General features: G+C 31.6%; 28 protein-coding genes. 16 read left to right on the top strand and 12 right to left on the bottom strand.

Annotated elements, in window-relative coordinates; all coding sequences use genetic code 11:
• Positions 1-141 precede the first annotated feature (141 nt).
• From KLA_RS16235 to KLA_RS16210, 6 genes are all read left to right on the top strand, one after another.
• Positions 142-651 carry a hypothetical protein gene (locus tag KLA_RS16235; protein WP_034647065.1) on the top strand — a complete coding sequence of 170 codons (510 nt, stop codon included), beginning with the start codon at positions 142-144 and terminating at the stop codon, positions 649-651.
• 184 nt (positions 652-835) lie between these two features.
• Positions 836-1,672 (top strand): SH3 domain-containing protein, encoded by an 837-nt coding sequence (locus KLA_RS16230; protein WP_013621098.1) that lies wholly within the window; start codon positions 836-838, stop codon positions 1,670-1,672.
• Between the two features lie 285 nt (positions 1,673-1,957).
• A complete protein-coding gene (locus tag KLA_RS16225; protein ID WP_013621097.1) occupies positions 1,958-2,212 on the top strand; it encodes a hypothetical protein in 255 nt (84 codons plus the stop codon).
• An 82-nt stretch (positions 2,213-2,294) separates the two neighbouring features.
• Positions 2,295-2,840, top strand: coding sequence for a hypothetical protein (locus KLA_RS16220; protein ID WP_034647063.1), 546 nt, complete (start codon positions 2,295-2,297; stop codon positions 2,838-2,840).
• Entirely contained in the window at positions 2,837-3,406 is a 570-nt protein-coding gene (locus tag KLA_RS16215; protein ID WP_034647061.1) for a pentapeptide repeat-containing protein, read from the top strand. The genes KLA_RS16220 and KLA_RS16215 overlap by 4 nt, the downstream gene beginning before the upstream one ends.
• Positions 3,407-3,471: 65 nt before the next feature.
• Positions 3,472-3,822, top strand: a complete 351-nt coding sequence (locus tag KLA_RS16210; protein WP_013621094.1) for a hypothetical protein — start codon at positions 3,472-3,474, stop codon at positions 3,820-3,822.
• Positions 3,823-3,895: 73 nt separating this feature from the next.
• Here the strand turns inward: KLA_RS16210 and KLA_RS16205 are convergent, their stop codons facing one another.
• The gene (locus KLA_RS16205) at positions 3,896-4,360 is read right to left on the bottom strand and encodes a CBS domain-containing protein (RefSeq protein WP_034647059.1); all 465 of its coding nucleotides are present in this window, start codon (positions 4,358-4,360) and stop codon (positions 3,896-3,898) included.
• Positions 4,361-4,480: 120 nt separating this feature from the next.
• On the opposite strand from KLA_RS16205, the gene KLA_RS16200 reads away from it, so the two are divergent.
• From KLA_RS16200 to KLA_RS16190, 3 genes are all read left to right on the top strand, one after another.
• Positions 4,481-6,760: a M28 family peptidase gene (locus KLA_RS16200; RefSeq protein ID WP_034647057.1), complete on the top strand. Its 2,280-nt coding sequence runs from the start codon at positions 4,481-4,483 to the stop codon at positions 6,758-6,760.
• Positions 6,757-7,560 carry an NAD(P)H-binding protein gene (locus tag KLA_RS16195; protein ID WP_034647055.1) on the top strand — a complete coding sequence of 268 codons (804 nt, stop codon included), beginning with the start codon at positions 6,757-6,759 and terminating at the stop codon, positions 7,558-7,560. The genes KLA_RS16200 and KLA_RS16195 overlap by 4 nt, the downstream gene beginning before the upstream one ends.
• 129 nt (positions 7,561-7,689) lie before the next feature.
• Complete coding sequence (locus tag KLA_RS16190) at positions 7,690-8,070, top strand: hypothetical protein (protein WP_013621090.1); 381 nt, start codon at positions 7,690-7,692, stop codon at positions 8,068-8,070.
• Between the two features lie 81 nt (positions 8,071-8,151).
• On the opposite strand, the gene KLA_RS16185 is transcribed toward KLA_RS16190, so the two are convergent.
• From KLA_RS16185 to KLA_RS16145, 9 genes are all read right to left on the bottom strand, one after another.
• Entirely contained in the window at positions 8,152-9,078 is a 927-nt protein-coding gene (locus KLA_RS16185; RefSeq protein ID WP_013621089.1) for a DUF3078 domain-containing protein, read from the bottom strand.
• Positions 9,079-9,147: 69 nt separating this feature from the next.
• Positions 9,148-9,660, bottom strand: a complete 513-nt coding sequence (locus KLA_RS16180; protein WP_013621088.1) for a DUF2480 family protein — start codon at positions 9,658-9,660, stop codon at positions 9,148-9,150.
• Positions 9,661-9,697: 37 nt separating this feature from the next.
• Positions 9,698-10,021 (bottom strand): DUF59 domain-containing protein, encoded by a 324-nt coding sequence (locus KLA_RS16175; RefSeq protein WP_013621087.1) that lies wholly within the window; start codon positions 10,019-10,021, stop codon positions 9,698-9,700.
• 24 nt (positions 10,022-10,045) lie between these two features.
• Positions 10,046-10,468 carry a SufE family protein gene (locus tag KLA_RS16170; RefSeq protein WP_013621086.1) on the bottom strand — a complete coding sequence of 141 codons (423 nt, stop codon included), beginning with the start codon at positions 10,466-10,468 and terminating at the stop codon, positions 10,046-10,048.
• Between the two features lie 99 nt (positions 10,469-10,567).
• Positions 10,568-11,794, bottom strand: coding sequence for an aminotransferase class V-fold PLP-dependent enzyme (locus KLA_RS16165; protein ID WP_034647071.1), 1,227 nt, complete (start codon positions 11,792-11,794; stop codon positions 10,568-10,570).
• A gap of 28 nt (positions 11,795-11,822) precedes the next feature.
• Positions 11,823-13,139 carry a Fe-S cluster assembly protein SufD gene (sufD, locus tag KLA_RS16160; RefSeq protein ID WP_034647069.1) on the bottom strand — a complete coding sequence of 439 codons (1,317 nt, stop codon included), beginning with the start codon at positions 13,137-13,139 and terminating at the stop codon, positions 11,823-11,825.
• A 75-nt stretch (positions 13,140-13,214) separates the two neighbouring features.
• Positions 13,215-13,967, bottom strand: coding sequence for a Fe-S cluster assembly ATPase SufC (gene sufC, locus KLA_RS16155; RefSeq protein ID WP_034647052.1), 753 nt, complete (start codon positions 13,965-13,967; stop codon positions 13,215-13,217).
• 100 nt (positions 13,968-14,067) lie between these two features.
• Positions 14,068-15,513 (bottom strand): Fe-S cluster assembly protein SufB, encoded by a 1,446-nt coding sequence (gene sufB, locus KLA_RS16150; protein ID WP_034647050.1) that lies wholly within the window; start codon positions 15,511-15,513, stop codon positions 14,068-14,070.
• Between the two features lie 78 nt (positions 15,514-15,591).
• Positions 15,592-15,921 carry a HesB/IscA family protein gene (locus tag KLA_RS16145; protein WP_013621081.1) on the bottom strand — a complete coding sequence of 110 codons (330 nt, stop codon included), beginning with the start codon at positions 15,919-15,921 and terminating at the stop codon, positions 15,592-15,594.
• A 222-nt stretch (positions 15,922-16,143) separates the two neighbouring features.
• Between KLA_RS16145 and thiL the strand changes: the two genes are divergently transcribed.
• Positions 16,144-17,196 (top strand): thiamine-phosphate kinase, encoded by a 1,053-nt coding sequence (gene thiL, locus KLA_RS16140; protein WP_013621080.1) that lies wholly within the window; start codon positions 16,144-16,146, stop codon positions 17,194-17,196.
• Between the two features lie 2 nt (positions 17,197-17,198).
• On the opposite strand, the gene KLA_RS16135 is transcribed toward thiL, so the two are convergent.
• Positions 17,199-17,453, bottom strand: coding sequence for a hypothetical protein (locus tag KLA_RS16135; protein ID WP_034647048.1), 255 nt, complete (start codon positions 17,451-17,453; stop codon positions 17,199-17,201).
• A gap of 255 nt (positions 17,454-17,708) precedes the next feature.
• Between KLA_RS16135 and brnQ the strand changes: the two genes are divergently transcribed.
• The 4 genes from brnQ (at position 17,709) to KLA_RS16115 (ending at position 22,067) form a co-directional block, all read left to right on the top strand.
• On the top strand, positions 17,709-18,989 hold the full coding sequence (brnQ, locus tag KLA_RS16130; protein WP_034647047.1) for a branched-chain amino acid transport system II carrier protein: 1,281 nt from the start codon (positions 17,709-17,711) through the stop codon (positions 18,987-18,989).
• A gap of 112 nt (positions 18,990-19,101) precedes the next feature.
• Positions 19,102-20,034: a tetratricopeptide repeat protein gene (locus KLA_RS16125; RefSeq protein ID WP_152536860.1), complete on the top strand. Its 933-nt coding sequence runs from the start codon at positions 19,102-19,104 to the stop codon at positions 20,032-20,034.
• Between the two features lie 3 nt (positions 20,035-20,037).
• Positions 20,038-20,826: a DUF4292 domain-containing protein gene (locus KLA_RS16120; RefSeq protein ID WP_034647043.1), complete on the top strand. Its 789-nt coding sequence runs from the start codon at positions 20,038-20,040 to the stop codon at positions 20,824-20,826.
• A gap of 11 nt (positions 20,827-20,837) precedes the next feature.
• Positions 20,838-22,067 (top strand): murein hydrolase activator EnvC family protein, encoded by a 1,230-nt coding sequence (locus KLA_RS16115; RefSeq protein ID WP_013621075.1) that lies wholly within the window; start codon positions 20,838-20,840, stop codon positions 22,065-22,067.
• A gap of 25 nt (positions 22,068-22,092) precedes the next feature.
• Here KLA_RS16115 and KLA_RS16110 read toward each other — a convergent pair whose 3' ends face one another.
• Complete coding sequence (locus KLA_RS16110; RefSeq protein WP_051456140.1) at positions 22,093-22,500, bottom strand: hypothetical protein; 408 nt, start codon at positions 22,498-22,500, stop codon at positions 22,093-22,095.
• 81 nt (positions 22,501-22,581) lie between these two features.
• Here KLA_RS16110 and KLA_RS16105 point away from each other — a divergent pair, with 81 nt between their 5' ends.
• Both KLA_RS16105 and KLA_RS16100 read left to right on the top strand, forming a co-directional pair.
• Complete coding sequence (locus tag KLA_RS16105; RefSeq protein ID WP_034647042.1) at positions 22,582-23,475, top strand: tyrosine-type recombinase/integrase; 894 nt, start codon at positions 22,582-22,584, stop codon at positions 23,473-23,475.
• Between the two features lie 257 nt (positions 23,476-23,732).
• Positions 23,733-24,200, top strand: a complete 468-nt coding sequence (locus tag KLA_RS16100) for a nuclear transport factor 2 family protein (RefSeq protein ID WP_034647040.1) — start codon at positions 23,733-23,735, stop codon at positions 24,198-24,200.
• The last annotated feature ends 147 nt before the right edge of the window (positions 24,201-24,347 follow it).

The raw sequence follows: 24,347 nt of genomic DNA, 5'->3' as shown, positions 1-24,347 counted from the left end.
TTACGAATCCCGAAGCGTCGGGACTCGCAGACTTTCTTGGTCGGTAATTAGTTGCTTGAAACACGCAACTACTCATAGCCGAAACCGTTACCCACAAGCAAAAATCCAGAAAAATGTTGTACAAAAAATAAAGGCATAATTATGAATATACATAGATTTTTACTTACTCTTTTTATTCTTACAACTGTAAATGTGTTTGCATGTGAATGCAGTTATATAAAATCCGTTGAAAAAGAATTTAAAAATGTAGACTATGTTTTAACAGGAAAAGTCATTTCTATTGAATTTTTACAAATTGTTAAAGTAGATAAAAGAAAATCTACAATAAAAACCTCTAAAACTCTTGATAAATTAGATGTTTTTAAAGGAAGTGTGTGGTCAAAAATTACTCTAGAAACTATAGAAGTCTTCAAAGGTAAAAGAAGAAAAAAAAATCAAGTTATTTATACTGGAACTAGTGGTGGAGATTGCAGTTTTTATTTTAAAAAAGGTGAAGAATATCTTATCTATGCATTTAAAGATAGTTGGGAAACTAAAGAATTAAGAGAAAGTAAAAGAAAATACAAAAATATTATTTATACAAATACTTGTACCAGAACAAAAATAATTGACAACAAAGAAATTGCAAATATTAAATTAATAAATAATTAAAAAAAGATTGCCACTAACAATGCTAAACGTAATCCCTAGCTCTGGGCCTGCTCCCTCAGTCTCCTATCAGTTAATTTTTTAACACCGAATATAAATTGAAAAACCACGAATATATATTGGTGGTTACTTTAGTATAAAATAATCTTAATATTTAGACTGTTATAAATTTGAAAAGATTACAGTTATGATTAAGAGTACTCACATATTAAGCCTAGTGTTATTATTTGCTTCTTTTTCTTGTAAAAAAGTCATTACCCCACAAAAGAACCAAATTAGTAATGAAAAAAAAATATTAGCAAACGATGAAGCTTCTATAATTAGTGCGGCCAAAATAGCAACAAAAAATACAGTAGATTTAGACATAATATCTTCAAAAGGAGTATCTATTATGAGTAAGCATATAGTTACATTTGATTATGGTCATGATAATTTTTTAGATGCGCTAGTGTTTTGGGGGTTTAAAAACAACTCAGACAATTCATTTTATAAGTCAAAAATTTTATTCTTAAGAAATAATGGAAAAGAATTGATAGCTACAGATTCTTTAACTTATACAAGTAAATACATAATACCTTCCCAAAGCAAAACCTTTTACTCTAATAGAGGTGATGGTATTATAATTGAAAAATACTCTTCTGATGCTTACGGAAAACTATCGGATACTATTAGCAGCAGAGGAATAGTTATTTATCTTAGAAATTCATTATCCCTTGATCGTATATCAACCAACGATATCAAGTTCAACTTTACAAGAACAAACCATTGGAAATACGTATCAGCAAAAAAAGGTCTTTATTGCAGAGATCAGCCTGGAAAAAAAGGAAAAGTAATTCATACATTAAATTACGGAGAAGCTGTTAACGTTATCCGAAGAACAAATAAAAAATTAACAATTTATAATGAGGATATAAATGAATACATTACTGGAGACTGGGTGTGTATAAAATTAAATACAAACAGTACATATGCTACTGAAGGTTATGTTTTTAATGGTTATTTAACAGACGATAATCCTAATTAAAACACAGTAATTAATTAAAGTTATTGCTAATATATTAAGGCTTAAGTATAAAAATCAAAAACCAGTGAGTGATTTTGGACCATTATTTGATACACCTTCAAAAATTTTAAAATGGAATGGAGATGGAACATTTAGCGAATAACGTTTGCTAATAACGTGTGTAATTAATTGCTATTTCTCGGCTACTTACGAATCCCAAAGCGTATGGACTCGCCGACTTTCTGCATATTATTTATTTGTTAACTTTAGTGCTTTAACTACATAAACACGCTAGCACATTTAAATATGAGTGAAATTCTTAAAAAAATTAAACTAGAAATTGATAACTACGCAAAGGACTCTAATTTAACTGAATTACAAATAGTTGAAAAATTAGAAAAACACTACTTTAATAAAAAAGTAAACGATAATTTAAAACTGTACAAAAAAGGGAAGAAAAAGGTAAGTGACATTACAAAGGATCTGAAAATATCTCCACGAAAATTTTATGCAATTTTAGAAAAGAAGAAAATAGAACACAAAAAGTACAATAAAGGCTAAAAAACTGAGAAAATATAGGAGCCTAAAAAAATGTTGATTTAGTGTACTTGCGTATTCTAAAAGTTTAGAATAACAATACATAATGCCAGAAAACAAAACTATTTTTTATCAATCTAAAAAAGAAAAAGTTATACGAATACTTGTGTTTACTATCCTTCTGCTCTTTTTTATAGGATTATCAATACTCTCTTTAACAATGTTTATGAGTTTTTTTGATGGCAAAACTATAACTGATATAAAATCTATATTTTTCCTAATATTTATGTCTATTATATTGCTTTCTCCTGTAGTAATTTCAATTTATTTACTGCTATTAATATACAATCAGTTTAAACAAAGCAAAGTAATATGTGAAATTGATACTAACACTATTTACGTTTCTGACTATACTATCTGGATAAAAAAAACAAGAACCATACTTAAAAAAACCACAATTCCGATTGCTGATATAAAAAGTGTAGAAACTAAAAAAGTACTTTTTGAAACAATTATAAAGTTAGATTTTACTCTAAATAAATATAACACGCTTAAAGGAGGTATAAACTCCACTTTAAATAGAATCTCTGCTAAAGACAGAGCATTTTTTAAAAACAAAGTTGAAGCTATGCATAATAACAAAAACATATGAATGCGCTAATATTAGACAAAACATTTACCAAAGAAAATTTTACTATAAATAGATTGCCAACCGCAGAGTATGACAATTGCATTTTTAAAGAGTGTATGTTTACCGAAGCTTTTTTGTCTGATGTTAACTTTGTAGAATGTACGTTTATTGGCTGTGATTTTACCAATGCAAAAACCAAGAACACCTCTTTTAACAACACAACTTTTAATAATTGTAAGCTCTTAGGAGTACTGTTTAACAGCTGTAATCCTTTTTTACTATCATTTACCTTTACAGATTGTAATTTGCAGCTAGCATCGTTCTATACGCTTGCTATTAAAAAGACGATGTTTAAAAATTGTAACTTAGAACAGGTAGATTTTTCTATGGCTAACCTAACCCAGTCTAGTCTTGATGGCTGTAATTTAAAGAATGCTATTTTTGATGATTCTAACTTAGAAAAAGCCGATTTTAGAACCGCTTATAACTATACTATAGACCCCAATAATAACAACTTAAAAGGTGCTAAATTCTCTAAAAATGGCTTAGCTGGTTTGTTAACTAAATACAAGATTAGTATAAGCTAAATTTAGCATAACAGTTTTATTTGTAACTTGTTAAACATAAAACCTTTAAAAAATTACATATAAATTTGGAGACTACTTGTTTAGAATGCGGAAAAAAACTGGTTGGTAGAGCAGATAAAAAGTTCTGTGAAGATTATTGCAGAAATGCCTACAACAATAAAATTAATAAAGACAGTAAAAACCTAATTAGAAACATAAACAATAGGCTGCGTAAAAACTATAGGGTTTTAGATAGTTTTACTTTAACCGAGGGAAAAACCAAAACTACACGTACTAGGCTTATAGACAAAGGGTTTGACTTTGAGTTTATAACAAACACCTACACCACCAAAAAAGGAACTACCTATTTTTTTGTATACGACCTTGGCTATTTACCCTTAGATAATGATTATTATATGATTGTGAAACGCGAGTAGTTTTATTCCTTAAACAAAAAATGGTTTCTGGGGACAGAAACCATTCATAAAAAAAGAGAAATCATAAGGTACGCTATTTATAATTTTGCCCATTTAACTTTAATGCTGCAATTACTACATCTTTTCTACTAATTTGTCCAACTAAAATATCATTTTTAAGTACAGGAAGTCTGCGCCTATTGTGCCTAACAAAAATACCAGCTGCATCAAAAATACTTATGTCTGGAGAAATAAACTCTACATCTTTAGTCATAAAATTTTCTACACTTTTGTTTAGTATTGGCTGGTTAAAGTAACGACTCTCCGAGATTTGTTTCATACAATCTGCCTCAGAAATAATACCTACTAAAAATCCGTTATTATCCAAAACCGGTCCACCAGAAATATTGTGCTTGGTAAACAGCTCCATTACTTCTAAAATAGATTGGTCTGGTTTAAACGTTATTAACTTTTTAGTCATATAGTCTTCTACTAAAATTGGTGCTTCAAATTCCTTTTTAACGGTCTTCCGCACTCCTTGAAAGCTTTTTATTCCCATAATATTTGGTTTTAGGTTAATCTTAAACTTAGTGATTTTTAATGAATTATCTAAATAAATTGCGTTAAAAGCATCAAATTTGTATAATTTTAAGGTATCAATTTAGAAATACGTAACAAAATGAACAGAATAGCAAGAATTTTAACCTTAATACTTTTACTATTAGCAACTTACCTAAGTTTTGTTACTATAATGCCAACATATAAACAAGATGGTAATGCTTCTACAACATTTTTCTCTACAGATAGAGCACTAAAACACGTTGCTGAAATTGGTAAAAAACCACACGCAATTGGCTTTAAAGCCCACGCAGAGGTAAAAAATTATATAGTAGAAGAACTACAAAAATTAGGGTTAAAAACCACTGTACAAGAAGGCTACACTGCTGGCGATTGGGGTAATTTATCTTATGCAAGTAACATTTTAGCCAAAATTAAAGGCAAAACAAGCGATAAGGCTTTGTTGTTACTGTCGCATTATGATAGCAATCCGCATTCTTCATTAGGCGCTAGTGATGCTGGTAGTGGCGTAGCTACTATTTTAGAAAGTGTACGCGCCTATTTACAGGAAAATAAAACACCCAAAAACGATATTATTATTTTATTTTCTGATGGAGAAGAACTTGGTTTAAATGGAGCTGAACTTTTTGTAAATAAACATCCGTGGGCAAAAGATGTTGGTTTGGTTTTAAATTTTGAAGCTCGTGGAAGCGGTGGACCTAGTTATATGCTTATTGAAACCAACCAAGGAAACAGCAGACTTATTGAAGAATTTACCGCAGCAAACCCTAAATATCCTGTTGCAAATTCTTTGGCTTATAGTATTTATAAAATGCTTCCTAATGATACAGATTTAACTGTTTTTAGAGAAGATGCAGATATACAAGGTTTTAATTTTGCTTTTATAGATGATCATTTTGACTACCATACCGAAAAAGATAATTATGAGCGCTTAGATAAAAAAACTTTGTCTCACCAAGGAAGCTATTTAATGCCGTTGTTACAGCATTTTGCAGATGCAGACTTATCAACCTTAAAAACCAATGAAGACGCTATTTACTTTACCGTTCCTGTGTTTAAAACAGTGTCCTATCCTTTTAGCTGGATTTGGCCAATGTTTGCCATTGCTGTTCTACTATTTATAACACTACTTATATTAGGTTTTAAAAATAAGAAACTAGATGCCAAGGAAATTATTATTGGCTTTGCTCCGCTACTTATATCCTTACTTATTACGGGCGTAGTTGGCTATTTTAGTTATACAGTTTTAAAAATTATTTATCCACAATACAATGATATTCTACACGGTTTTACATACAACGGTTACACCTATATAACTACTTTTACCCTAGTAGCACTTGCTGTATGCTTTTACGTTTACCATAAATTTAAAAAACTAAAAACACCAAATTTAGTAGTTGCGCCAATTTTTATATGGCTTGTAATTTCTGGTATGGCTGCAGTATTTTTAAAAGGCGCCAGTTACACAATAATACCTGTATTTGCTTTATTAGCTTCTTTTATGATTGTTAGCAACCAAAAAAAACCAAATCCTTTTTTACTTTTCTTTTTAACCCTACCGCTATTAGCCATATTTGCACCTTTTGTAAAAATGTTTCCTGTTGGTCTTGGTTTAAAAATGTTGGTTGCAAGTACTGTTTTAACAACACTTTTATTTGTTGCTATTACGCCAATATTTGGCTTTTACAAACATAAAAACAGACTTGCTTTACTTTGTCTATTGTTAAGTTTAGGTGGTTTTGCAATGGCACATTTAAAGTCTAATTTTACAAAAGATAATGCCAAACCTAGTAGTTTACTTTATGTATTAGACGCCAACAGCAATACTGCTAAATGGGCTACTTATGACAGTTATTTAACAGAGTGGACGGCACAATATGTAAACAATACAAAAACAAAACCACAGCAATTGGCTAGCAATACAATTAGCAGTAAATACAACTCTAACTTTACATACGTTACTAATGCTCCAATAAAAAATATACTTGTACCTAAAATTGAAAAAACAGTTGATACACTTATAAATAACCAAAGACATTTAAAAATTTGTATTACACCACAGCGTAATGTAAACCGTTTAGATATTTATAAAAATAATGTAGCTTTAGCAAAAGCCACAGCAAACGGAGTACCATTACCAAATTACTCTTTGTTAAATACTACAAATAAGTTTATAACCCATTACATTAGCAATAACAATTACACAGAAATTAGTTTAATTTTGGAGCCCAATGCACCTTTAGAACTTACTTTTTACGAGGCCTCTAATGATTTGCTAACCAACCAACATTTTAGCATACCTGCAAGACCTGTAAATGAAATACCAATGCCTTTTGTTTTAAACGATGCAATACTAATTACAAAAACAGTAAAATTTTGAAAAACAAAATAGCCGTATTTGGCTGCGGATGGCTGGGTTTACCTTTAGCCACTACATTGCAAAAGCAAGGATATAAAATTAATGGCAGTACTACTACTAAAGATAAATTAACACTATTAGAGCAACAATCTATAAATTCTTTTTTAGTTGATTTAAATGATAATGACTTTACAACACAATTAGATGCTTTTTTAAGCAATGTAGATGTGCTTATTATTAATATTCCACCAAGAATGAAAACTGGTGACGCAAGTAGTTACCTTACTAAAATGAAGCTAGTACATAAACATAGTAAACTAGCAAACGTTAAAAAGGTAATTTTTGTAAGTAGCACATCTGTATACGGAGATTTAAATGGTGAAATAACCGAAAAAACTACTCCTAAACCCCTAACAAGCGCTGCAAAGCAATTGGTTGCTATAGAACAGTTGTTTTTAAACGATACAGGCTTAAAAACAGCCATAATACGTTTTGGAGGCTTAATTGGTAATGGTAGACATCCTATTTTTCATTTGGCAAAAAAAGACGAAGTAAACAACGGCAATTACCCTATTAACTTGATAGATATTACAGACTGTATTTCAATTATAGGGCTAATAATAGAAAAAAACTATTGGAACGAGATTTTTAATGCAGTGTATCCTTACTACCCATCTAAAGAAGAATACTATACACAAATAGCTAATACTAAGGGACTTAAACCACCTGTATTTATACATAACAAAAGCAACTCCGGAAAGAAAGTTATTTCTTACAATTTGATTTCTGTTAAATTTTACAATTTTGTGACATCAGTTTAAGATACTTTCACAACACTTTTTTAATGTTTCACAACAAAGGCATAGACCAAGTGTTAATTATAAACGCTGATTAACAGGCTTTTGTAGATTATTTGGTAAATTAGAGGTATCAATTAATCAAAAAATATAATGAAAAATACAGATATTAAATCAAGGATAGAAAACAACATCTATAGTTTAATTTCTTCTACATGCTCACAAAGAATAGATGATAAATCTAGAGCTTTACATATAGCAATTATAAAAAAACATTACAACGCCACAGATGTAACTATAGACTACTTTAGAAAAAGGTTAGATATGGATTTGGTGATAGACGATACATTTTATGACCCTAATACCATAAATACTTACATACCTACTTTTAAAGCCAATTTTTATTATTTAGACTTACAAGATTTTTTAAAATCTTGTATTGAAAGAGATGACAGAAGTATTGCATTTTATGCTAGTTTATTACGCTCTCTAAATTTTTTGGACGAACACCATAAACTACTTAAAACCGCTTGACAATTTACTTATATATAGAAAAGAAAAAAGACCGCAATTGCGGTCTTTTTTTATATTTTATAGTGTAGTAACTACAGTGTATTAAAATGCATAGTTTAAACCTAACATCCAAAACGATTGTAACTTATTGTCTACATCATCAAAAGACGTTGCTGTAGCAGGAGTTTGAGCTAAAGAGTAGTTTAAAGCTTCTTGTTTATTGCTTCTTAAGCCAAAGTCAAAACCAACACCAATCATTTTCCAAAGTGTGTACCCAAAAGAGTTTGTCCATGTTACGTTAGACAAGTCTGAGCTTTTATAGCTTTGAAACATTGATAAGTTAGACTTAAAGTTTACTGCACCAATTTTTTTAGTGTAATCTGCAACTATTTTAGCACCTAAAGACGACTCAAAAACAGCGTCGTTATCTGCAAACACAAAGTTGTAGTTTAATGGGTGTATTACCACTACTAGATCTTGTATTGGAGTCCAAGTAGCACCAACACCTAAATCTAAGTAACCAGGGTTATTAAAGTTATTTAAAATAGTAGTTCTGTATTCTGCTAAACCAGAAATTGCAAATTTCTCTGATAATTTACGACCGTATAACGATGTTAGCGTAAAAACATCTGTAGTACCTTCAAACTTATCACTGTCGTTAGGGTTGTCCTTATCATCTAACTTTACCCAAGCAAGGTTTACGTTAGCAGAGTTTCTCCAGAAAAATTTATCTTGTTTAAGGTTAGCATAAGCATTAACAGTAAAACCAATATTACCAGAGTTGTTGTTAGGAGAACCTTGAGCGTACCAGTTATCAAAACTAGAAATAGTACCACCAATAGTACCAAAAGCACCCATTTTCCAACCTGGCATAGCGTCTAACTTAGCCTGTATAGCACCTATTCTTGCTTGTATAGCGGCAACAGAATCTTTTTTAACCGCTTGTTCTGCTTTTAATTCTTCTTCCGTTTGCGCAAAAGATACAGTTGCAACAAATAATAGTGCAGCTGTTAAAACAATTTTCTTCATTTTATAGTTTTTTTAATGGTTTAATGAAGCGCAAATGTAAGCATAGTTCTTTAAAATAAAAACCAACTTCTATTTTCTCTTGTATAGAGGCACAGAAGAACAGGCCTCTCCATACATGATACTTTTAGCGTAAGACTGCATTTTTGCTGTAGCCCATAAGTATGCATTTGGCGGCACTGGCTTGTTGCTACACCCCTTAATAATAACGGGTTTATCTTTATAAACAGAAAAATCTAAGTTAGCTATAATAGTCTGGTAAACAGAAGAATATAACTCCTCTAGGTTTCCTTGTACTATATATTTAGCATGTGGTTGTAGCTGCGTAGTAATTAACATATATGCCCAACCAGGCACTATGGCATCTGTAGAGCAATACAATGCTACATAAGCATTATTATATTGCTCCCAATTGTGCTTTGCAATATGTTCTCTAAAATCTTTTTCTTTTAAAATAAAGCCTTCAAAAAGCCAATCTTTTATATCTAAAAGCACTTTTTCTTCCTTTGGAAAGTAATCTTCCAAATCAAAAGTAACAAGTTTAGAACTTGCCACCCTATTTATAATTTCATTAGACTGTGCCATATAGTAAGATTTAAAAACCAGAAAATTTAGCTACTAATTACAAAAGTCCAAGCTCTAATTTAGCTTCTTCACTCATTAATTCTTGTGTCCAAGGCGGATCAAAAGTAATTTCTACCTCAGCACCTTTTACAAGGTCTAAAGATTTTACTTTTTCTTCTATCTCTACAGGTAAAGATTCTGCAACTGGGCAGTTAGGAGATGTTAATGTCATAAGTATTTTAACATCATTATCTTCATTTACAAAAACATCGTAAATTAAACCTAGTTCATATATATCTACAGGAATTTCTGGATCGTAAATAGTTTTTAAAACCTTTACAATATCTTCTCCTAATTGGTGTGTATCTACTGCTTCACTCATAACTTATATAATTGTTACTTGTTGTTATTTTAATTGCGTTTGGTATGCAATGGCGTACATTTTTATTTGCTTAATCATACTTACCAAACCATTTGCTCTTGTAGGAGACAAATGTTCTTTTAATCCAATTTCATCAATAAAACTGGTATCTGCATCAATAATATCTTTAGGGTGCTGCCCACTAAAAGCACGTATTAAAATAGCTATAATACCTTTTGTAATAATGGCATCACTATCTGCGGTAAAAGAAAGTTTATCTTCTTCTAAATCTGCATGTACCCAAACTTTACTTTGGCAACCTTTTATAATATTGTCATCGGTTTTGTATTGCTCATCTATTAAAGGTAATGACTTGCCAAGATCTATCATATATTCATAGCGTTGCATCCAGTCATCAAACATAGAAAACTCGTCTACTATTTCTTCTTGTATTTCTTTAATTGTCATAGTTCCTTTTTAATTTTACAAAAAGCCGAAGCGTTTATATTTAAAACAAAAATACGATAACAAAAGTGCTTATCAAATTAGCGTGTAGTAATTAACTTTTTATTGTAGCATTGCTACTGCTCTTTTTACACCAGCAACTAAAGTATCTACTTCTTCTTTTGTATTATAAAAGCTAAAGCTAGCCCTTACAGTACCTGGTATTCCGTAAAAATCCATTATTGGTTGTGCACAATGGTGGCCTGTACGTACTGCTATACCAAGTTTATCTAAAATAGATCCAATATCATATGGGTGAATGTTACCTACATTAAAAGATATAACAGATGTTTTTTCTAATGCTGTACCGTAAATTTTAAGTCCGTCTACCGTTAATAATTGCGTTGTTGCATACACTAGCAACTCATGCTCATAATCTGCAATAGCACTAAAACCAATAGCATTCATATAATCTAAAGCAGCACCAAAAGCTATACCACCGCAAATGTTGGGTGTACCAGCCTCAAACTTATGTGGCAAATCTGCGTAGGTTGTTTTATCAAAAGTAACCTCAGCAATCATTTCGCCACCACCTTGGTAAGGAGGTAGTTTATTTAACCACTCTTCTTTACCGTATAACATACCAGCCCCTGTTGGTCCGCACATTTTATGTGCAGATACAACATAAAAATCTACATCTAAAGCTTGCACGTCTGCTTTTATATGTGGTGCAGCTTGTGCGCCATCTATTAAAACAGCTGCACCAACATTGTGTGCAGCGTTTATAATTTCTTTTATAGGATTAACTGTCCCTAAAGCATTAGAAACGTGGTTACAAAAAACAAGTTTAGTATTGCTACATAGTAATTTATAATACGCCTCTATATCCAATTCACCATTAAGGTTCATTGGTATTACTTTTAAAACCGCACCAGTACGCTCACATAGCATTTGCCAAGGAACTATATTAGAATGGTGTTCTAATGCAGATACAATAATTTCATCTCCCTTTTTTAATAGTGATGAAAAGCCATTTGCAACAAGGTTAATACCGTGTGTTGTACCAGCAGTAAAAATTATTTCATGTGTATGCTTGGCATTAAAATGATGTTGTATTGTTGCTCTAGCTTGCTCATACTTATCTGTAGCTTCTTGAGAAAGTGTGTGCACACCTCTATGTATATTTGCATTGTAACCACTGTAATAGTCCACAATAACATCTAACACCTGTTTTGGCGTTTGTGATGTTGCTGCATTATCTAAATACACTAAAGGTTGCCCATTTACAGTTCTACTTAAAATAGGAAAATCTTTGCGTATTGTTTGAATATCTAGGGTTGTTTTCTGCATAATTTTTAAGCTATCAGATTGTATTTTTTTACAAGTCAAAACCTAAATTAACACCTAATTTATTAGCTATTAATTTATTAATTCTAACTTTTAATTCTGGTATACGTACGCTTTCTAATACGTTATTTGCAAAGGCATACATTAGTAATGCTCTTGCTTCTTTTTTAGGTATACCTCTAGACTGTAAGTAAAACAAAGCCTCTTCATCTAACTGGCCAATAGTACAACCGTGAGAACATTTAACATCATCTGCAAAAATCTCTAATTGTGGCTTTGTGTTAATAGTAGCTTTATCACTTATTAATATGTTGTTATTTTGCTGAAAAGCATTTGTTTTCTGAGCAATTTTATCAACTATAATTTTACCGTTAAATACACCTGTAGCGCTGTCTGCATAAATACCTTTATAATCTTGGTGACTCTCACAATTTGGCTCTATATGGTGTACTAATGTATGGTGGTCTACGTGTTGCTTATCTCCAATAATTGTAATACCCTTCATTGTAGAATCTATACGTTCTCCGTTCTGATAAAAATTAAGGTTATTACGCATTAATTTACCTCCAAAAGAAAAAGTGTGCACTTTTACGTGGCTTCCATCTTTTTGATCTACGTAAGTGTTATCTATAAGAGATGCAGAATCTACATCGTTTTGCACCTTATAATAGTCTACAATTGCATTTTTTGCAGCAAAAATTTCTGTAACACAGTTTGTTAACACCTCATTACTAGTTAAACTCTGGTGACGCTCTATAATTTGCATTTCAGAATTTTCTTCGGCAATAATTAAGTTACGTGGTTGCAACATTAAAGCAGCATCATTACCTGTAGAGAAATGTATAATCTCTATTGGTTTTTTTGGCACTTTATTTTTTGGAATGTAAATGTATGCACCCTCTCTACTAAATGCAGTGTTTAATGTAGTTAAAGAGTCGTCTTTAGAAGCTACTTTATTAAAGTAAACATCTATAACAGCCTTATACATTGGTTTAGTTAATGCTGCACTCATTAAACAAATATCTACACCATCATGTGTAGTTTCAGACAAGTTAGAGCTATACACACCATCTACAAATACTATTTTATAAGTATCTATTTGATGTATAAAGTATTTTTTAACATCCTTATACTCTAAAGAACTTTCTTTTTTAGGAAAGATGCTAAAATCTATTTTTTGTAAGCTGTTTAATGAGGTGTATTTCCAGGCTTCCTCTTTTTTAGAAGGAAAACCTTTAGTTTCAAAATTTTTAATAGCCTCTGTACGTACATCGTGCACAGGGTTGTGTACGTCTACGTTATTCTCGAACGCTAAAAATGAAGAAACTAATTTATCTTTTAAATCCATATTATTTAATATTGAGTAGTAAGTAGTAGCTAATGCACAAGTATTATGCATTAAAAGAATTAACTTATTACTTTTTTAAACTGCCGCTTCCTGCTTAATCCAATCGTATCCTTTTTCTTCTAACTCTAAAGCAAGTTCTTTAGTTCCAGATTTTACAATTTTACCATTGTAAAGTACGTGTACATAATCTGGCACTATATACTCTAACAAACGTTGGTAGTGTGTAATAACAACAATAGCGTTGTCTTTACTTTTTAGTTTGTTTACACCATTAGCTACAATACGTAAAGCATCAATATCTAAACCAGAATCTGTTTCATCTAAAATAGCAAGTTTAGGCTCTAACATTGCCATTTGAAAAATCTCGTTACGTTTTTTTTCACCACCAGAAAAACCTTCGTTTAAAGAACGAGATAAGAATTTACGGTCTATCTCTAACAACTCAGACTTATCTCTAATAAGTTTAAGCATATCTTTAGCCGGCATATCTTCTAAACCTTTTGCTTTACGAGACTCATTAATAGCCGTTTTCATAAAGTTAGTTACAGAAACACCAGGAATTTCTACTGGGTATTGAAATGATAAGAAAACACCATTATGAGCTCTTTCTTCTGGAGAAAGATCTTCAATGTTTTCTTCATTTAAAAAGATATCTCCTGCTGTAACCTCGTAAGTTTCATTACCAGCTATAACAGAAGCCAATGTACTTTTACCAGAACCATTTGGTCCCATAATAGCATGTACCTCTCCAGGGCCAACCTCTAAATTAATTCCTTTTAGTATTTCTTTGCCATCAACATTGGCGTGTAAATCTTTAATTTTAAGCATTTTATCGCTACTTTAATGTTCTTTATTTTTCTTTTCTTTTTTTAGGGTATTTTTTTATCAATCTAAAAACACCCAGCGTTTCTTTATTAGAGAAACAAGTTTAACCTACAGAGCCTTCTAAACTAATTTCTAATAGTTTTTGAGCTTCTACAGCAAATTCCATTGGCAACTTATTTAGTACTTCTTTACTAAAACCGTTTACTATTAATGCAATTGCTTTTTCTGTATCTATACCACGTTGGTTACAATAAAAAATTTGGTCTTCACCAATTTTACTTGTTGTAGCCTCATGCTCTATCATAGCCGATTTGTTTTTAGCCTCTATGTATGGGAACGTATGTGCACCACACTCATTCCCCATTAAAAGAGAATCGCACTGAGAAAAGTTACGGGCATTTTCTGCACGACTACTTACTTGTACTAAACCACGGTAGCTATTTTGAGATTTACCTGCAGATATACCTTTAGAAATAATTGTACTCTTGGTGTTTTTACCTAGGTGAACCATTTTTGTACCAGTATCTGCTTGCTGGTAATTGTTTGTTACTGCAATAGAATAAAACTCTCCAATAGAGTTATCTCCTTTTAAAATACAAGAAGGATATTTCCATGTTACTGCAGAACCTGTTTCTACTTGTGTCCATGATACTTTTGCGTTTTTCTCGCATAAAGCTCTTTTTGTTACAAAATTATAAACACCACCTTTACCCTCTTTATTACCAGGGAACCAGTTTTGTACTGTAGAGTATTTAATTTCTGCGTCATCCATTGCAATTAACTCTACAACGGCTGCGTGTAATTGGTTTTCGTCTCTAGATGGCGCAGTACAGCCCTCTAAATAACTTACATAACTCTCTTGGTCTGCCACAACCAAAGTACGCTCAAACTGACCCGTACCTGCTTGGTTAATTCTAAAGTAAGTAGAAAGCTCCATTGGGCAACGTACGCCTTTAGGAATGTAACAGAAAGACCCATCTGTAAATACAGCCGAATTTAATGCTGCATAAAAGTTATCTGTAGTTGGCACTACAGTACCTAAATACTTACGCACCAACTCTGGATGTTCTTGTATAGCTTCAGAAATTGGCATAAAAATAATACCTTTTTCTGCTAATGTTTTTTGAAAAGTAGTGGCAACAGAAACAGAATCTACAACAATATCTACTGCAACATTTTGCAATTTCTTTTGTTCGTCTATAGAAATACCTAGCTTTTTATACATTTCTAACAACTCCGGATCTACATCATCTAAAGTTTTATTAGGATCTGCTTTTTTAGGGGCAGAATAGTAACTTATTGCCTGAAAATCTGGTTTTTCATAATTAACATTTGCCCAATCTGGTTCTTCCATTTTTTCCCAAACACGGTATGCTTCTACACGCCAGTCTGTCATCCACTTAGGCTCATTTTTCTTTTTAGAAATAGCTACAACAATTTCTTCACTTAATCCTATAGGAAAAGTATCAGACTCTATATCGGTATAAAAACCATATTCATACTCTTTGGTTTCTAGCTCTTTCTTTAACTCTTCTTCTGTATATGCCATATCATCTTAATTTGCTAACAAAAACATTATTTTATTAGCTAATTTTTAAATCTTTGCTTTTATATTTTTAATCATTGTTTATAACGAAAAACTTTCGCCACAACCACATGTTCTTTGTGCATTTGGATTATTAAACACAAAACCTTTTCCGTTTAATCCTCCAGAATACTCTAAAGTAGTTCCTACTAGATATAAAAAACTTTTTTTATCTACCACAATTCGTACCGCATTATCTTCAAAAACCTTGTCTGTTTCTGTTGTAGTTTTATCAAAATCTAATTCGTAAGATAAACCACTACATCCGCCGCTTTTAACACCAACACGTACAAAATCTTTTTCAGCATTAAAACCACTTTCTGTCATTAAATCTATGACTCTCTTCTTTGCTGTTTCTGAGACTTTTATCATACTAATCTTAATTTAAATTAGACCTAAGCTCAAATTTCTTTTGGTTTAGTTCTAAACAATTCACAAATATAGTGTATAAGTAGGGTTTTACCATACATCCTAACATTATTATAACGAATGATAACATAAGATTTCTCTATTTACCAAAAAAGTTAATCTATATTAAGATTCTTTTATGTGTAAAAAACACATTTTGTATAATATCCTTATTATTTTTGCAGTATGTTAGACGATAAAAATCCAAAGAGAACATCTCTTGAACAATTAGGCGAATTTGGTTTAATTAACCACCTTACTAAAGATTTTACTTTACAGCACAAATCTAGTATTAAAGGTATTGGTGATGATGCTGCTGTTATAGATTTTAAAGATAAGAAGACTGTAATTTCTACAGATTTACTGATTGAAGGCGTACATTTTGATCTTAGCTACGTACCTCTTAAACATTTGGGTTACAAGGCTGTAATGGTAAACCTGTCTGACATTTATGCGATGAATGCTACCGCAACACAAATTACGGTTTCTATAGCGGTATCTAACAGGTTTCCGTTAGAGGCTTTAGAAGAATTGTATAGTGGTATTGCACTTGCTGCAAAAACATATAATGTAGATTTAGTTGGTGGTGATACTACCTCATCTACAAAAGGAATGCTTATTAGTATTACTGCTATAGGCCAAGCTAATGAAGAAGACTTGGTTTACAGAAATGGCGCTAAACCTAACGATTTGCTTGTTGTTACAGGAGATTTGGGTGCTGCTTATATGGGACTACAAGTTTTAGAGCGCGAAAAAGAGGTTTTTAAAGTAAACCCCAACAACAATCCAGACCTATCTATGTACACCTATATTGTAGAACGACAATTAAAACCAGAAGCTCGTAAAGATATTGTGCCTTTACTTAACGCTTTAGAGGTTAAGCCAACTTCTATGATTGATGTTAGTGATGGTTTATCTTCAGAAATTTTACATTTATGCGAGCAAAGTAACGTAGGTTGTAATTTGTATGAAGACAAAATACCGTTAGACCCAACTGTTATTAGCTCTTGTGAAGAGTTTAAAGTAAACAGCACAACTGTTGCCTTAGGCGGTGGTGAAGATTATGAACTGCTTTTTACTATAGACCAAAAAGAATTCCCAAAAATAAAAGGGAATCCTAACTTAACTGTCGTAGGGCATATGACAGATAAGAATGAAGGTGTTCACTTAATTTCCAGGAATAATACTAAAATTCCGATAACCGCGCAGGGCTGGAACTCTTTATCTGAAGAACAATAACACTAGGCCGCGTGTTGCGGTGCGTGTTGGTGTTTTTTCTTGTATACTTTTTGTAATGTGTTGTTAATGTCTTCTAACTCTGGTGTTAGTGCAGACAAATTACCTGTTACATCTGTAGTAACTTGTTTTTTACAGTGTATACACTCGTACTCATTTATATGCGAAGTTACTTTTTTTGTTACTGCATAATAATGACCAAAAATTCCGCAACATAACGCGTTAAAAACTGAACTAGAAGTGGCTAAAAAATTTTTCATAGCTTGTAGGATTTAAACAATGTTTGGTGGGGACCAGGCACTGATATTTATATTATTTTTTTATGATGATTGTTAACCGTTAATTACCATCATTTTTTAATTAACGCTCTGGTGTTAAAAATATTGAGTCTTTGTTAATTTTTTTTAACAAAAAACAATTTTTTCGATGAAATACATAAAATTTTATGAACAACTAGCCGTTTGTCGATAATTTAGAATACACTATCTTTCCCTTTTTAATACAACATGTACCCAATGAATAATACCAAAGAAACTCTAGTATCTGCTTTTGCATTGTTTTCGCTCTTTTTTGGTGCCGGAAACTTAATTCTTCCTCCCTTTATAGGGTTTAACTCTGGAGAATTATGGTGGGTAATGGCCATAGGTTTTTGCTTATCTGCAATACTAATACCAATACTAGGCATTTTTGCCCATGCAAAACTACAAGGCACTATTTTTGACTTTGGCAAAAAGGTTTCTAACACTTTTAGTTTGGTGTTTTCTATATTAATTTACTGTATTGCAGTAGCACTACCCTCTCCCAGAACAGCATCTGTAACGCATGAAATTGGTATTGCTCCTTTTTTTAACATACCATCTATATACACCAGTGTAGTTTATTTTGGTTTGGTTTTAGTATTTGCACTTAACAGATCTAAAATTTTAAATATACTAGGTAAGTTTTTAACTCCTGCAATACTCTTAATTTTACTTGCCATTATAGGCATTTGTGTATTTAATTTTGATTTTACCTTTGGAGCATCAACCGTAAAAAGCCCATTTACAGATGGTATATTAGAAGGCTACCAAACTTTTGATGCTATTGCAGCTGTTGTTGTGGGTGGCGTATTAATTATCTCCATTAACCTAAAAAATAAAGATATATCTTATACAGACCGTAAAACACTAATAAGAAACGCTGGTATTTTTGCCGGTCTAGGTTTACTATTTGTTTACGGAGGTTTAATTTTAACTGGTGCATTAATGCATTCTAACTTTAACGCAGATATTAACCGTACAGATTTACTAAACGGAATTAGCAGAACTCTTTTAGGCGATGAAGGAAACAAATTTTTAAGTATTTTGGTAAGTTTAGCTTGTTTTACTACAGCTATTGGTATTGTTACTGGTACTGCAGATTTTATAAAAGGCAGGTTTAACAACTCTAACAAAGCGTACACAATTACAGCTATTATAAGCTGCGTACTGGGTATTGTTATGGGCCAATTTAATGTAGACTATATAATTGTTGTTGCCATACCCGCTTTAATGTTTATTTACCCAATTACTATAATTTTAATAGTGCTTAATGTTTTACCAGATAAATATACAGCACCAAAAGTATTTAAGGCAGTAGTATATACCACCATTTTATTTAGCGTTCCAGATTTTTTAAACAGTATTGGCATTACTAGCGTTGCAAAATTTACAGCAGCATATTTACCCTTAAGCACATATAGTTTAGCTTGGGTACTACCAGCGACTATTGCATTAGTTATAGGAAATTTAAGCTCTGAAAAAGCCACAACGGTATAATTTTTGACTATTATAAAAACTGATACACATTTGGTTACCATACCATTTGTTTTTTTAATAATTTTACAAGCGTATGAGCTGTATTTGTAACCACTTATTAAAAAAATGCTTATTGCTATCAATATTGATTGCAAGTTTTGGCTATGCCCAAGAAATAGAAAATAGTGCAGATGTTTTTTTAGAAGAATATTCTGATGATTTTCAGGAGGCTTTTTTTGAAGGGTTAAAACAAAAAGGAATAGAAAACTATGACCGTGCTGTAAACAGTTTTTTAGTATGCCAAAAAATAGAACCTAAAAATGCAGCAGTAGCTAATGAACTTGCTAAAGCATATCTAAAAAGCAAACAATATAGCTTAGCACAAGAACAGGCCGAAATTGCTTTAAATGAAGACCCAAATAATATGTGGTATTTAGAGAGCCTATATATTTCTTTAAAAAAACAGTATAAAAACGTTAGTAATTTAAAGGAAATTGTGCCTTATAGTAATTACCAATTAAAAGAAAACTTAGCCCACTTACTGTATTTAAAACAGAACTACAACGAGGCTAAAAATGTACTTGTAGAACTAAATGATGGCGCTTTTAAAGAAGATTTTAGTGCAAAGTTACAAGCTGCAATAGACCACAGAAAAGCAAATACCAATAGTTTTACGTTTACAAGCACTACAGTTACCAATACTCCAACAAAAAAAACCACAGCTAGGCAAACTACTAGCAACAGCAGTAATTCTGCCTTTAATTACAAAAGCAGACTAAAGTTTACCCTAAAGCAAAAGAACTATGTTTTTTTAGAAACCACAGCAAAAGAAGCGCTAGAAGCTTATCCTTCTCAGCCATATTTTTACTATGCTTTAGGAACTGCTTATAACGGCAGAAAAAAACACAGAGCAGCTATAGAAACTTTAAAAATGGGTTTAGATTATGTTTTAGATGATATACGCCTTGCAGATAATTTTTACAGGGAAATTGCCGCTGCATATACCGCAATGGGCAACCCAGCAAAAGCAAATATGTACTTGGCTAAAGTAAAATTTAAAAAATAAAAAATGATAAAAAAGCTTCAAACAACACCCAAAATACTTTTAGCACTTATTGTTGTGTTGTTTTTTGTCTCTTGCAAGTCTAAAAAAGTTATTGCAGAAGGCACATCAACCTTAAAAAAACTAAACACAAAAACTGTGGTAAAGAACCACTATGCAAATACCTTAGATTTTAAAACGCTACGCGGCAGACTAAAAATAGACTATACAGATGGTACAGATACGCAAGGCTATACTGTTAGTTTTAGAATGGAAAAAGACAAAGCAATATGGATAAGCGCAACACTTGGTGTTGTTAAAGCCTACATTACACCAACAAGAGTTAGTTTTTACAACAGATTACAAAACGAGTATTTTGATGGAGATTTTACATACTTAAGCAATTTACTAGGCACAGAGTTGGATTATAACAAGGTTCAGAATTTATTATTAGGCCAAGCTTTATTTGATTTACGCAAAGAAAAATACAATACCGTAGAACTAAACAACCAATACCAATTGGCTCCTAAAAAAGCAAATAACCTTTTTAAAACATTACTACAAATAGAACCTAACAATTACAAGGTTGCAGGTATGCAACTGTCTCAGCCTTTAAAAAATAGAGTTTTAAACGTACAGTATAAAAACTACCAAGTAGTAGACAAAAAATTAGTGCCAAATATTATAGATATTTACGTAAAAGACCAAGATAAAACAGATACTATTGCACTTACTTTTAAAAACATAGAGCTTAATAAAAGTTTTAGCTTTCCTTATAAAATACCAAACGGTTTTAAAGAAATTGTTTTAGAATAACACTACTATTTATGCGCCACATTACGTTTTTTACATTATTTTTTTCTCTGCTATGCGGAAGTTTTTTGGCTGCACAAACCAACCAACAAATAGCATTAGAAAAAAAGCGCGCACAGTTACAAAAAGATATTAGAGCTATAAACCGACTTTTATATGCTGAAACTAAAGAAAAAGGTAATGTTTTAGAACAAGTAGAGAGTTTAGAGCAAAAAATAAATGCACAACAACAGCTTGTACGCATTACCAATCAACAAAGTAATTTACTTAACAGACAAATAAATGCTAATGTGCGCAACATTGGCACATTAAAAAAAGATTTGCTTACCTTAAAGGAAGATTATGCTGAAATGATACAAAAATCGTATCAGAACAAATCACAACAAAGTAGGTTGCTATTTTTACTGTCTTCCGAAAATTTTTTACAAGCCTACAAGCGCTTACAATACATAAAACAATATACAAATTACAGACAAGAACAAGGAAAATCTATAATTGCTAAAACAGATACGCTAAAATTAAAAAACCAAGATTTAATAGATCAGCGTAAATTAAAAGAGCAATTGCTTAAAGAAAACCTAGCTACTAAAAAAGAATTAGAAAAGGAGAAAAAAGCTAAAGACGCACTTTTAAGAACAATTAAAAAAAATGAAAGCAAATACACTGCTAGTATTAATAAGAAAAAATCTGAAGCACGTAAAATAGATCAGCAAATAGAAAAACTTATACGCTCTGCCATTGTTGCTACAAATAAAAAAACAACCGGCAAAACCACTACAAAAACTAGCAGCACAAAATTTGTATTAACACCAGAAGCTAAAATTGTTGCCAACAATTTTACTGCAAATAAAGGCAAGCTTATTTGGCCCGTTGCAAAAGGCTTTAAAAGTAAAGGATTTGGCGTATACAAAGATGCCGTTTACCCAGGTATTAAACACCAAAATAATGGTGTAATTATAGCTACAGACAAGGGCTCTAAAGCACGCTCTATTTTTGAAGGTGAAGTTATTGCTGTACTTGCTGTACCAGGAGGCAATAAAGGTGTACAAATAAAACACGGTAATTATATAACTACCTATTACAACCTATCTACCACTTATGTAAAAAAAGGCGATAAGGTTACTGCAAAACAAGAGATAGGAGAGGTTGCTACAAATAAATTTAGCGGACAAACTTTACTTAAGTTTTACTTATATAAAAACGTTAGTAAGTTAAACCCAGAAGAATGGATATACCAGTTGTAATACCAGTTTAATAACTGCACACAAATTACTTTTCAATTTTAATACTCCAAGGACTGTATGTTAATTTATCCATATAATCTTGTTTTTGTATTATTAGCATTTTATCTATGCCCTTTTCCTTTATTGGCAAATATCCGTACTCATAACAAAAAAAATAAGTTCCTGTTTTAAACGGATATATATGCGTAAACAAATCTACCCTATAACCAAGTTGCACTAAAACCTCCTTTTTAACTGTACCTTTTCCGCTTGGACAAAAATGCGCTAACAAGCTTCTGTTTTTTCTTAACGCACTATTTATCTTTTGTATACTTATTTCATGTAACGGTCTGTTTGTATTGTGGTACGTACTTCTGCATTCTGTATCACAAAACTTTTTATCGGACCTACCCACAAGCTCTTTATTACAGGATAAACAAAATTTCATTTTCATAAAAGTATTATTAGACGTTTATACACGTATATAAACGCTTAAATATAAGCTTTTTAACTCTATTTTATTCATTTTTACACAATGAAACCCAATACAATAGCTACACAATTACTAAAGACTGAAGAAACAAAACCAGATTATGCGCTGGCTATGTCGTTAATGCATCAGAAATTATTGTTAAAAAACTACAGCAAAAACACTACTAAAACTTATATGCATATGTTTAAGCAGTTTTTAACATATATGTATCCTATGCCTTTACACCAGGTTTCTACTGCTCATATTATGTATTACCACAAAGAATTAGTTACTAAGCAAAACGTATCTGCATCATACCAAAACCAAAGTATTAACGCTATTAAATTTTATATTGAAAAAGTATTAAACTTACCCAAAGTACAATATGATTTTTGTAGACCTAGAAAAGCTAAAAAACTACCTAAAGTACTGTCTTTACAAGAGGTAGCTGACATTATAACGGTCACAAATAACATAAAGCATAAAACCATTTTAAAGATGATATATGGTTGCGGATTAAGAATATCTGAATGTATAAACCTTAAAGTAGAAGACATAGACTCTAACAATATGCGTGTATGGGTAAGAAACGCAAAAGGTAACAAGGACAGAATTACGTTATTATCACCTACTATGTTAGCGCAATTACGTGCATATTATATAGTATACAAACCTAAAAAGTGGTTGTTTGAGGGCGCAGATGGAAAGCAGTATAGTGCCTCTAGCATACGACAGGTATTTAACAGATCTAAAAAGAAGGCTAGGGTACATATGCCCGCAACAGTGCACACCTTAAGGCATTCTTTTGCTACACATTTATTAGACGCAGGCACCAATTTAAGGTACATACAAAAATTATTGGGGCACAACAGCTCTAAAACTACAGAAATTTACACCCATGTTAGTACTACTAATCTTATAAATATTACAAGCCCTTTAGATATGTTACCTAAATAACATATATTTGAAAGAGAAATAAACGCAATAAACTGCGTTTACTAACTAAATGGAGAATGGAAAATTATAGATTATTCTGTATGGGAAAATTAAAAAAACTATGCCCAACAATGTATAACCGCAATTACGGCGGATTCGACTACGTCCGAATCCATCCATAATTGCTAAGGCGTATCCTAAGCCGAAAAACATTAACTTTAATCCCGTAACTTCGGTTATACCTACCGTTAGGTACAATTTAAGAAACAAAATCACATATGAAATTACATTTAAAATTATTGACTTCTATTTTGTTGATTATATTTACAACTAATGAAGTTATCGCACAGGACGCTACAAAAGCTCATAAAGACTCATTGAATATTGTTGTAACTAAATATTATGATTTAAACCTTAAGATATTCCAAGCGAACTCAACTGTCGAGGATATTGATAAAACTTTTGAACTTTTTACAGATGACTTTACATATGTTCATCCAAAATACGGCGGAATATATACGAGAGAAGATTTATATAACGGATATGTTCGCAATCAAAAAAATGGAGGGTATGACGGAAAAGTAACGGACATTAAAATAGAAAACAAAATCATTGGACTGAACGCAGTAGTCGTGGAAAAAAGGTTTGTGGAAAAAAAAGAAGACGGAATCAAAGATGGCAAATTAGAAATGACCCTTTTTGAATTTAGGGACGGAAAAATATCTCGAATCTTTGAATATTGGTAACGGAATAAAAAACTGTACCTAACAACGTGTATAATTAATTGCTTGAGTATGTAACTGCTAATCGGAAAATTCTCCGAATTTTCCTCAATTCCGTCCCCTTTTGCTATCTTAGTTCCTAATCGCAACTAATAATACACAAACACGTTA

This window comes from Cellulophaga geojensis KL-A, assembly GCF_000568425.1.
GTDB lineage: Bacteria > Bacteroidota > Bacteroidia > Flavobacteriales > Flavobacteriaceae > Cellulophaga > Cellulophaga lytica.
This window is presented reverse-complemented; position numbering and strand designations above follow the sequence as displayed.

Excerpts from the sequence above, each read along its gene's own strand:
- KLA_RS16220 (WP_034647063.1), top strand. The coding sequence starts at position 2,295 with ATGCCAGAAAACAAAACTATTTTTTATCAATCTAAAAAAGAAAAAGTT.
- KLA_RS16135 (WP_034647048.1), bottom strand. The coding sequence starts at position 17,453 with ATGAAAAATTTTTTAGCCACTTCTAGTTCAGTTTTTAACGCGTTATGT.
- KLA_RS16100 (WP_034647040.1), top strand. The coding sequence starts at position 23,733 with ATGAAATTACATTTAAAATTATTGACTTCTATTTTGTTGATTATATTT.
- KLA_RS16190 (WP_013621090.1), top strand. The coding sequence starts at position 7,690 with ATGAAAAATACAGATATTAAATCAAGGATAGAAAACAACATCTATAGT.
- KLA_RS16115 (WP_013621075.1), top strand. The coding sequence starts at position 20,838 with ATGCGCCACATTACGTTTTTTACATTATTTTTTTCTCTGCTATGCGGA.
- KLA_RS16120 (WP_034647043.1), top strand. The coding sequence starts at position 20,038 with ATGATAAAAAAGCTTCAAACAACACCCAAAATACTTTTAGCACTTATT.
- KLA_RS16235 (WP_034647065.1), top strand. The coding sequence starts at position 142 with ATGAATATACATAGATTTTTACTTACTCTTTTTATTCTTACAACTGTA.
- KLA_RS16145 (WP_013621081.1), bottom strand. The coding sequence starts at position 15,921 with ATGATAAAAGTCTCAGAAACAGCAAAGAAGAGAGTCATAGATTTAATG.
- KLA_RS16205 (WP_034647059.1), bottom strand. The coding sequence starts at position 4,360 with ATGGGAATAAAAAGCTTTCAAGGAGTGCGGAAGACCGTTAAAAAGGAA.
- sufD (WP_034647069.1), bottom strand. The coding sequence starts at position 13,139 with ATGGATTTAAAAGATAAATTAGTTTCTTCATTTTTAGCGTTCGAGAAT.
- KLA_RS16165 (WP_034647071.1), bottom strand. The coding sequence starts at position 11,794 with ATGCAGAAAACAACCCTAGATATTCAAACAATACGCAAAGATTTTCCT.
- sufC (WP_034647052.1), bottom strand. The coding sequence starts at position 13,967 with ATGCTTAAAATTAAAGATTTACACGCCAATGTTGATGGCAAAGAAATA.
- KLA_RS16200 (WP_034647057.1), top strand. The coding sequence starts at position 4,481 with ATGAACAGAATAGCAAGAATTTTAACCTTAATACTTTTACTATTAGCA.
- KLA_RS16225 (WP_013621097.1), top strand. The coding sequence starts at position 1,958 with ATGAGTGAAATTCTTAAAAAAATTAAACTAGAAATTGATAACTACGCA.
- KLA_RS16105 (WP_034647042.1), top strand. The coding sequence starts at position 22,582 with ATGAAACCCAATACAATAGCTACACAATTACTAAAGACTGAAGAAACA.
- KLA_RS16185 (WP_013621089.1), bottom strand. The coding sequence starts at position 9,078 with ATGAAGAAAATTGTTTTAACAGCTGCACTATTATTTGTTGCAACTGTA.
- sufB (WP_034647050.1), bottom strand. The coding sequence starts at position 15,513 with ATGGCATATACAGAAGAAGAGTTAAAGAAAGAGCTAGAAACCAAAGAG.
- KLA_RS16170 (WP_013621086.1), bottom strand. The coding sequence starts at position 10,468 with ATGACAATTAAAGAAATACAAGAAGAAATAGTAGACGAGTTTTCTATG.
- KLA_RS16175 (WP_013621087.1), bottom strand. The coding sequence starts at position 10,021 with ATGAGTGAAGCAGTAGATACACACCAATTAGGAGAAGATATTGTAAAG.
- brnQ (WP_034647047.1), top strand. The coding sequence starts at position 17,709 with ATGAATAATACCAAAGAAACTCTAGTATCTGCTTTTGCATTGTTTTCG.
- KLA_RS16230 (WP_013621098.1), top strand. The coding sequence starts at position 836 with ATGATTAAGAGTACTCACATATTAAGCCTAGTGTTATTATTTGCTTCT.
- thiL (WP_013621080.1), top strand. The coding sequence starts at position 16,144 with ATGTTAGACGATAAAAATCCAAAGAGAACATCTCTTGAACAATTAGGC.
- KLA_RS16110 (WP_051456140.1), bottom strand. The coding sequence starts at position 22,500 with ATGAAAATGAAATTTTGTTTATCCTGTAATAAAGAGCTTGTGGGTAGG.
- KLA_RS16215 (WP_034647061.1), top strand. The coding sequence starts at position 2,837 with ATGAATGCGCTAATATTAGACAAAACATTTACCAAAGAAAATTTTACT.
- KLA_RS16180 (WP_013621088.1), bottom strand. The coding sequence starts at position 9,660 with ATGGCACAGTCTAATGAAATTATAAATAGGGTGGCAAGTTCTAAACTT.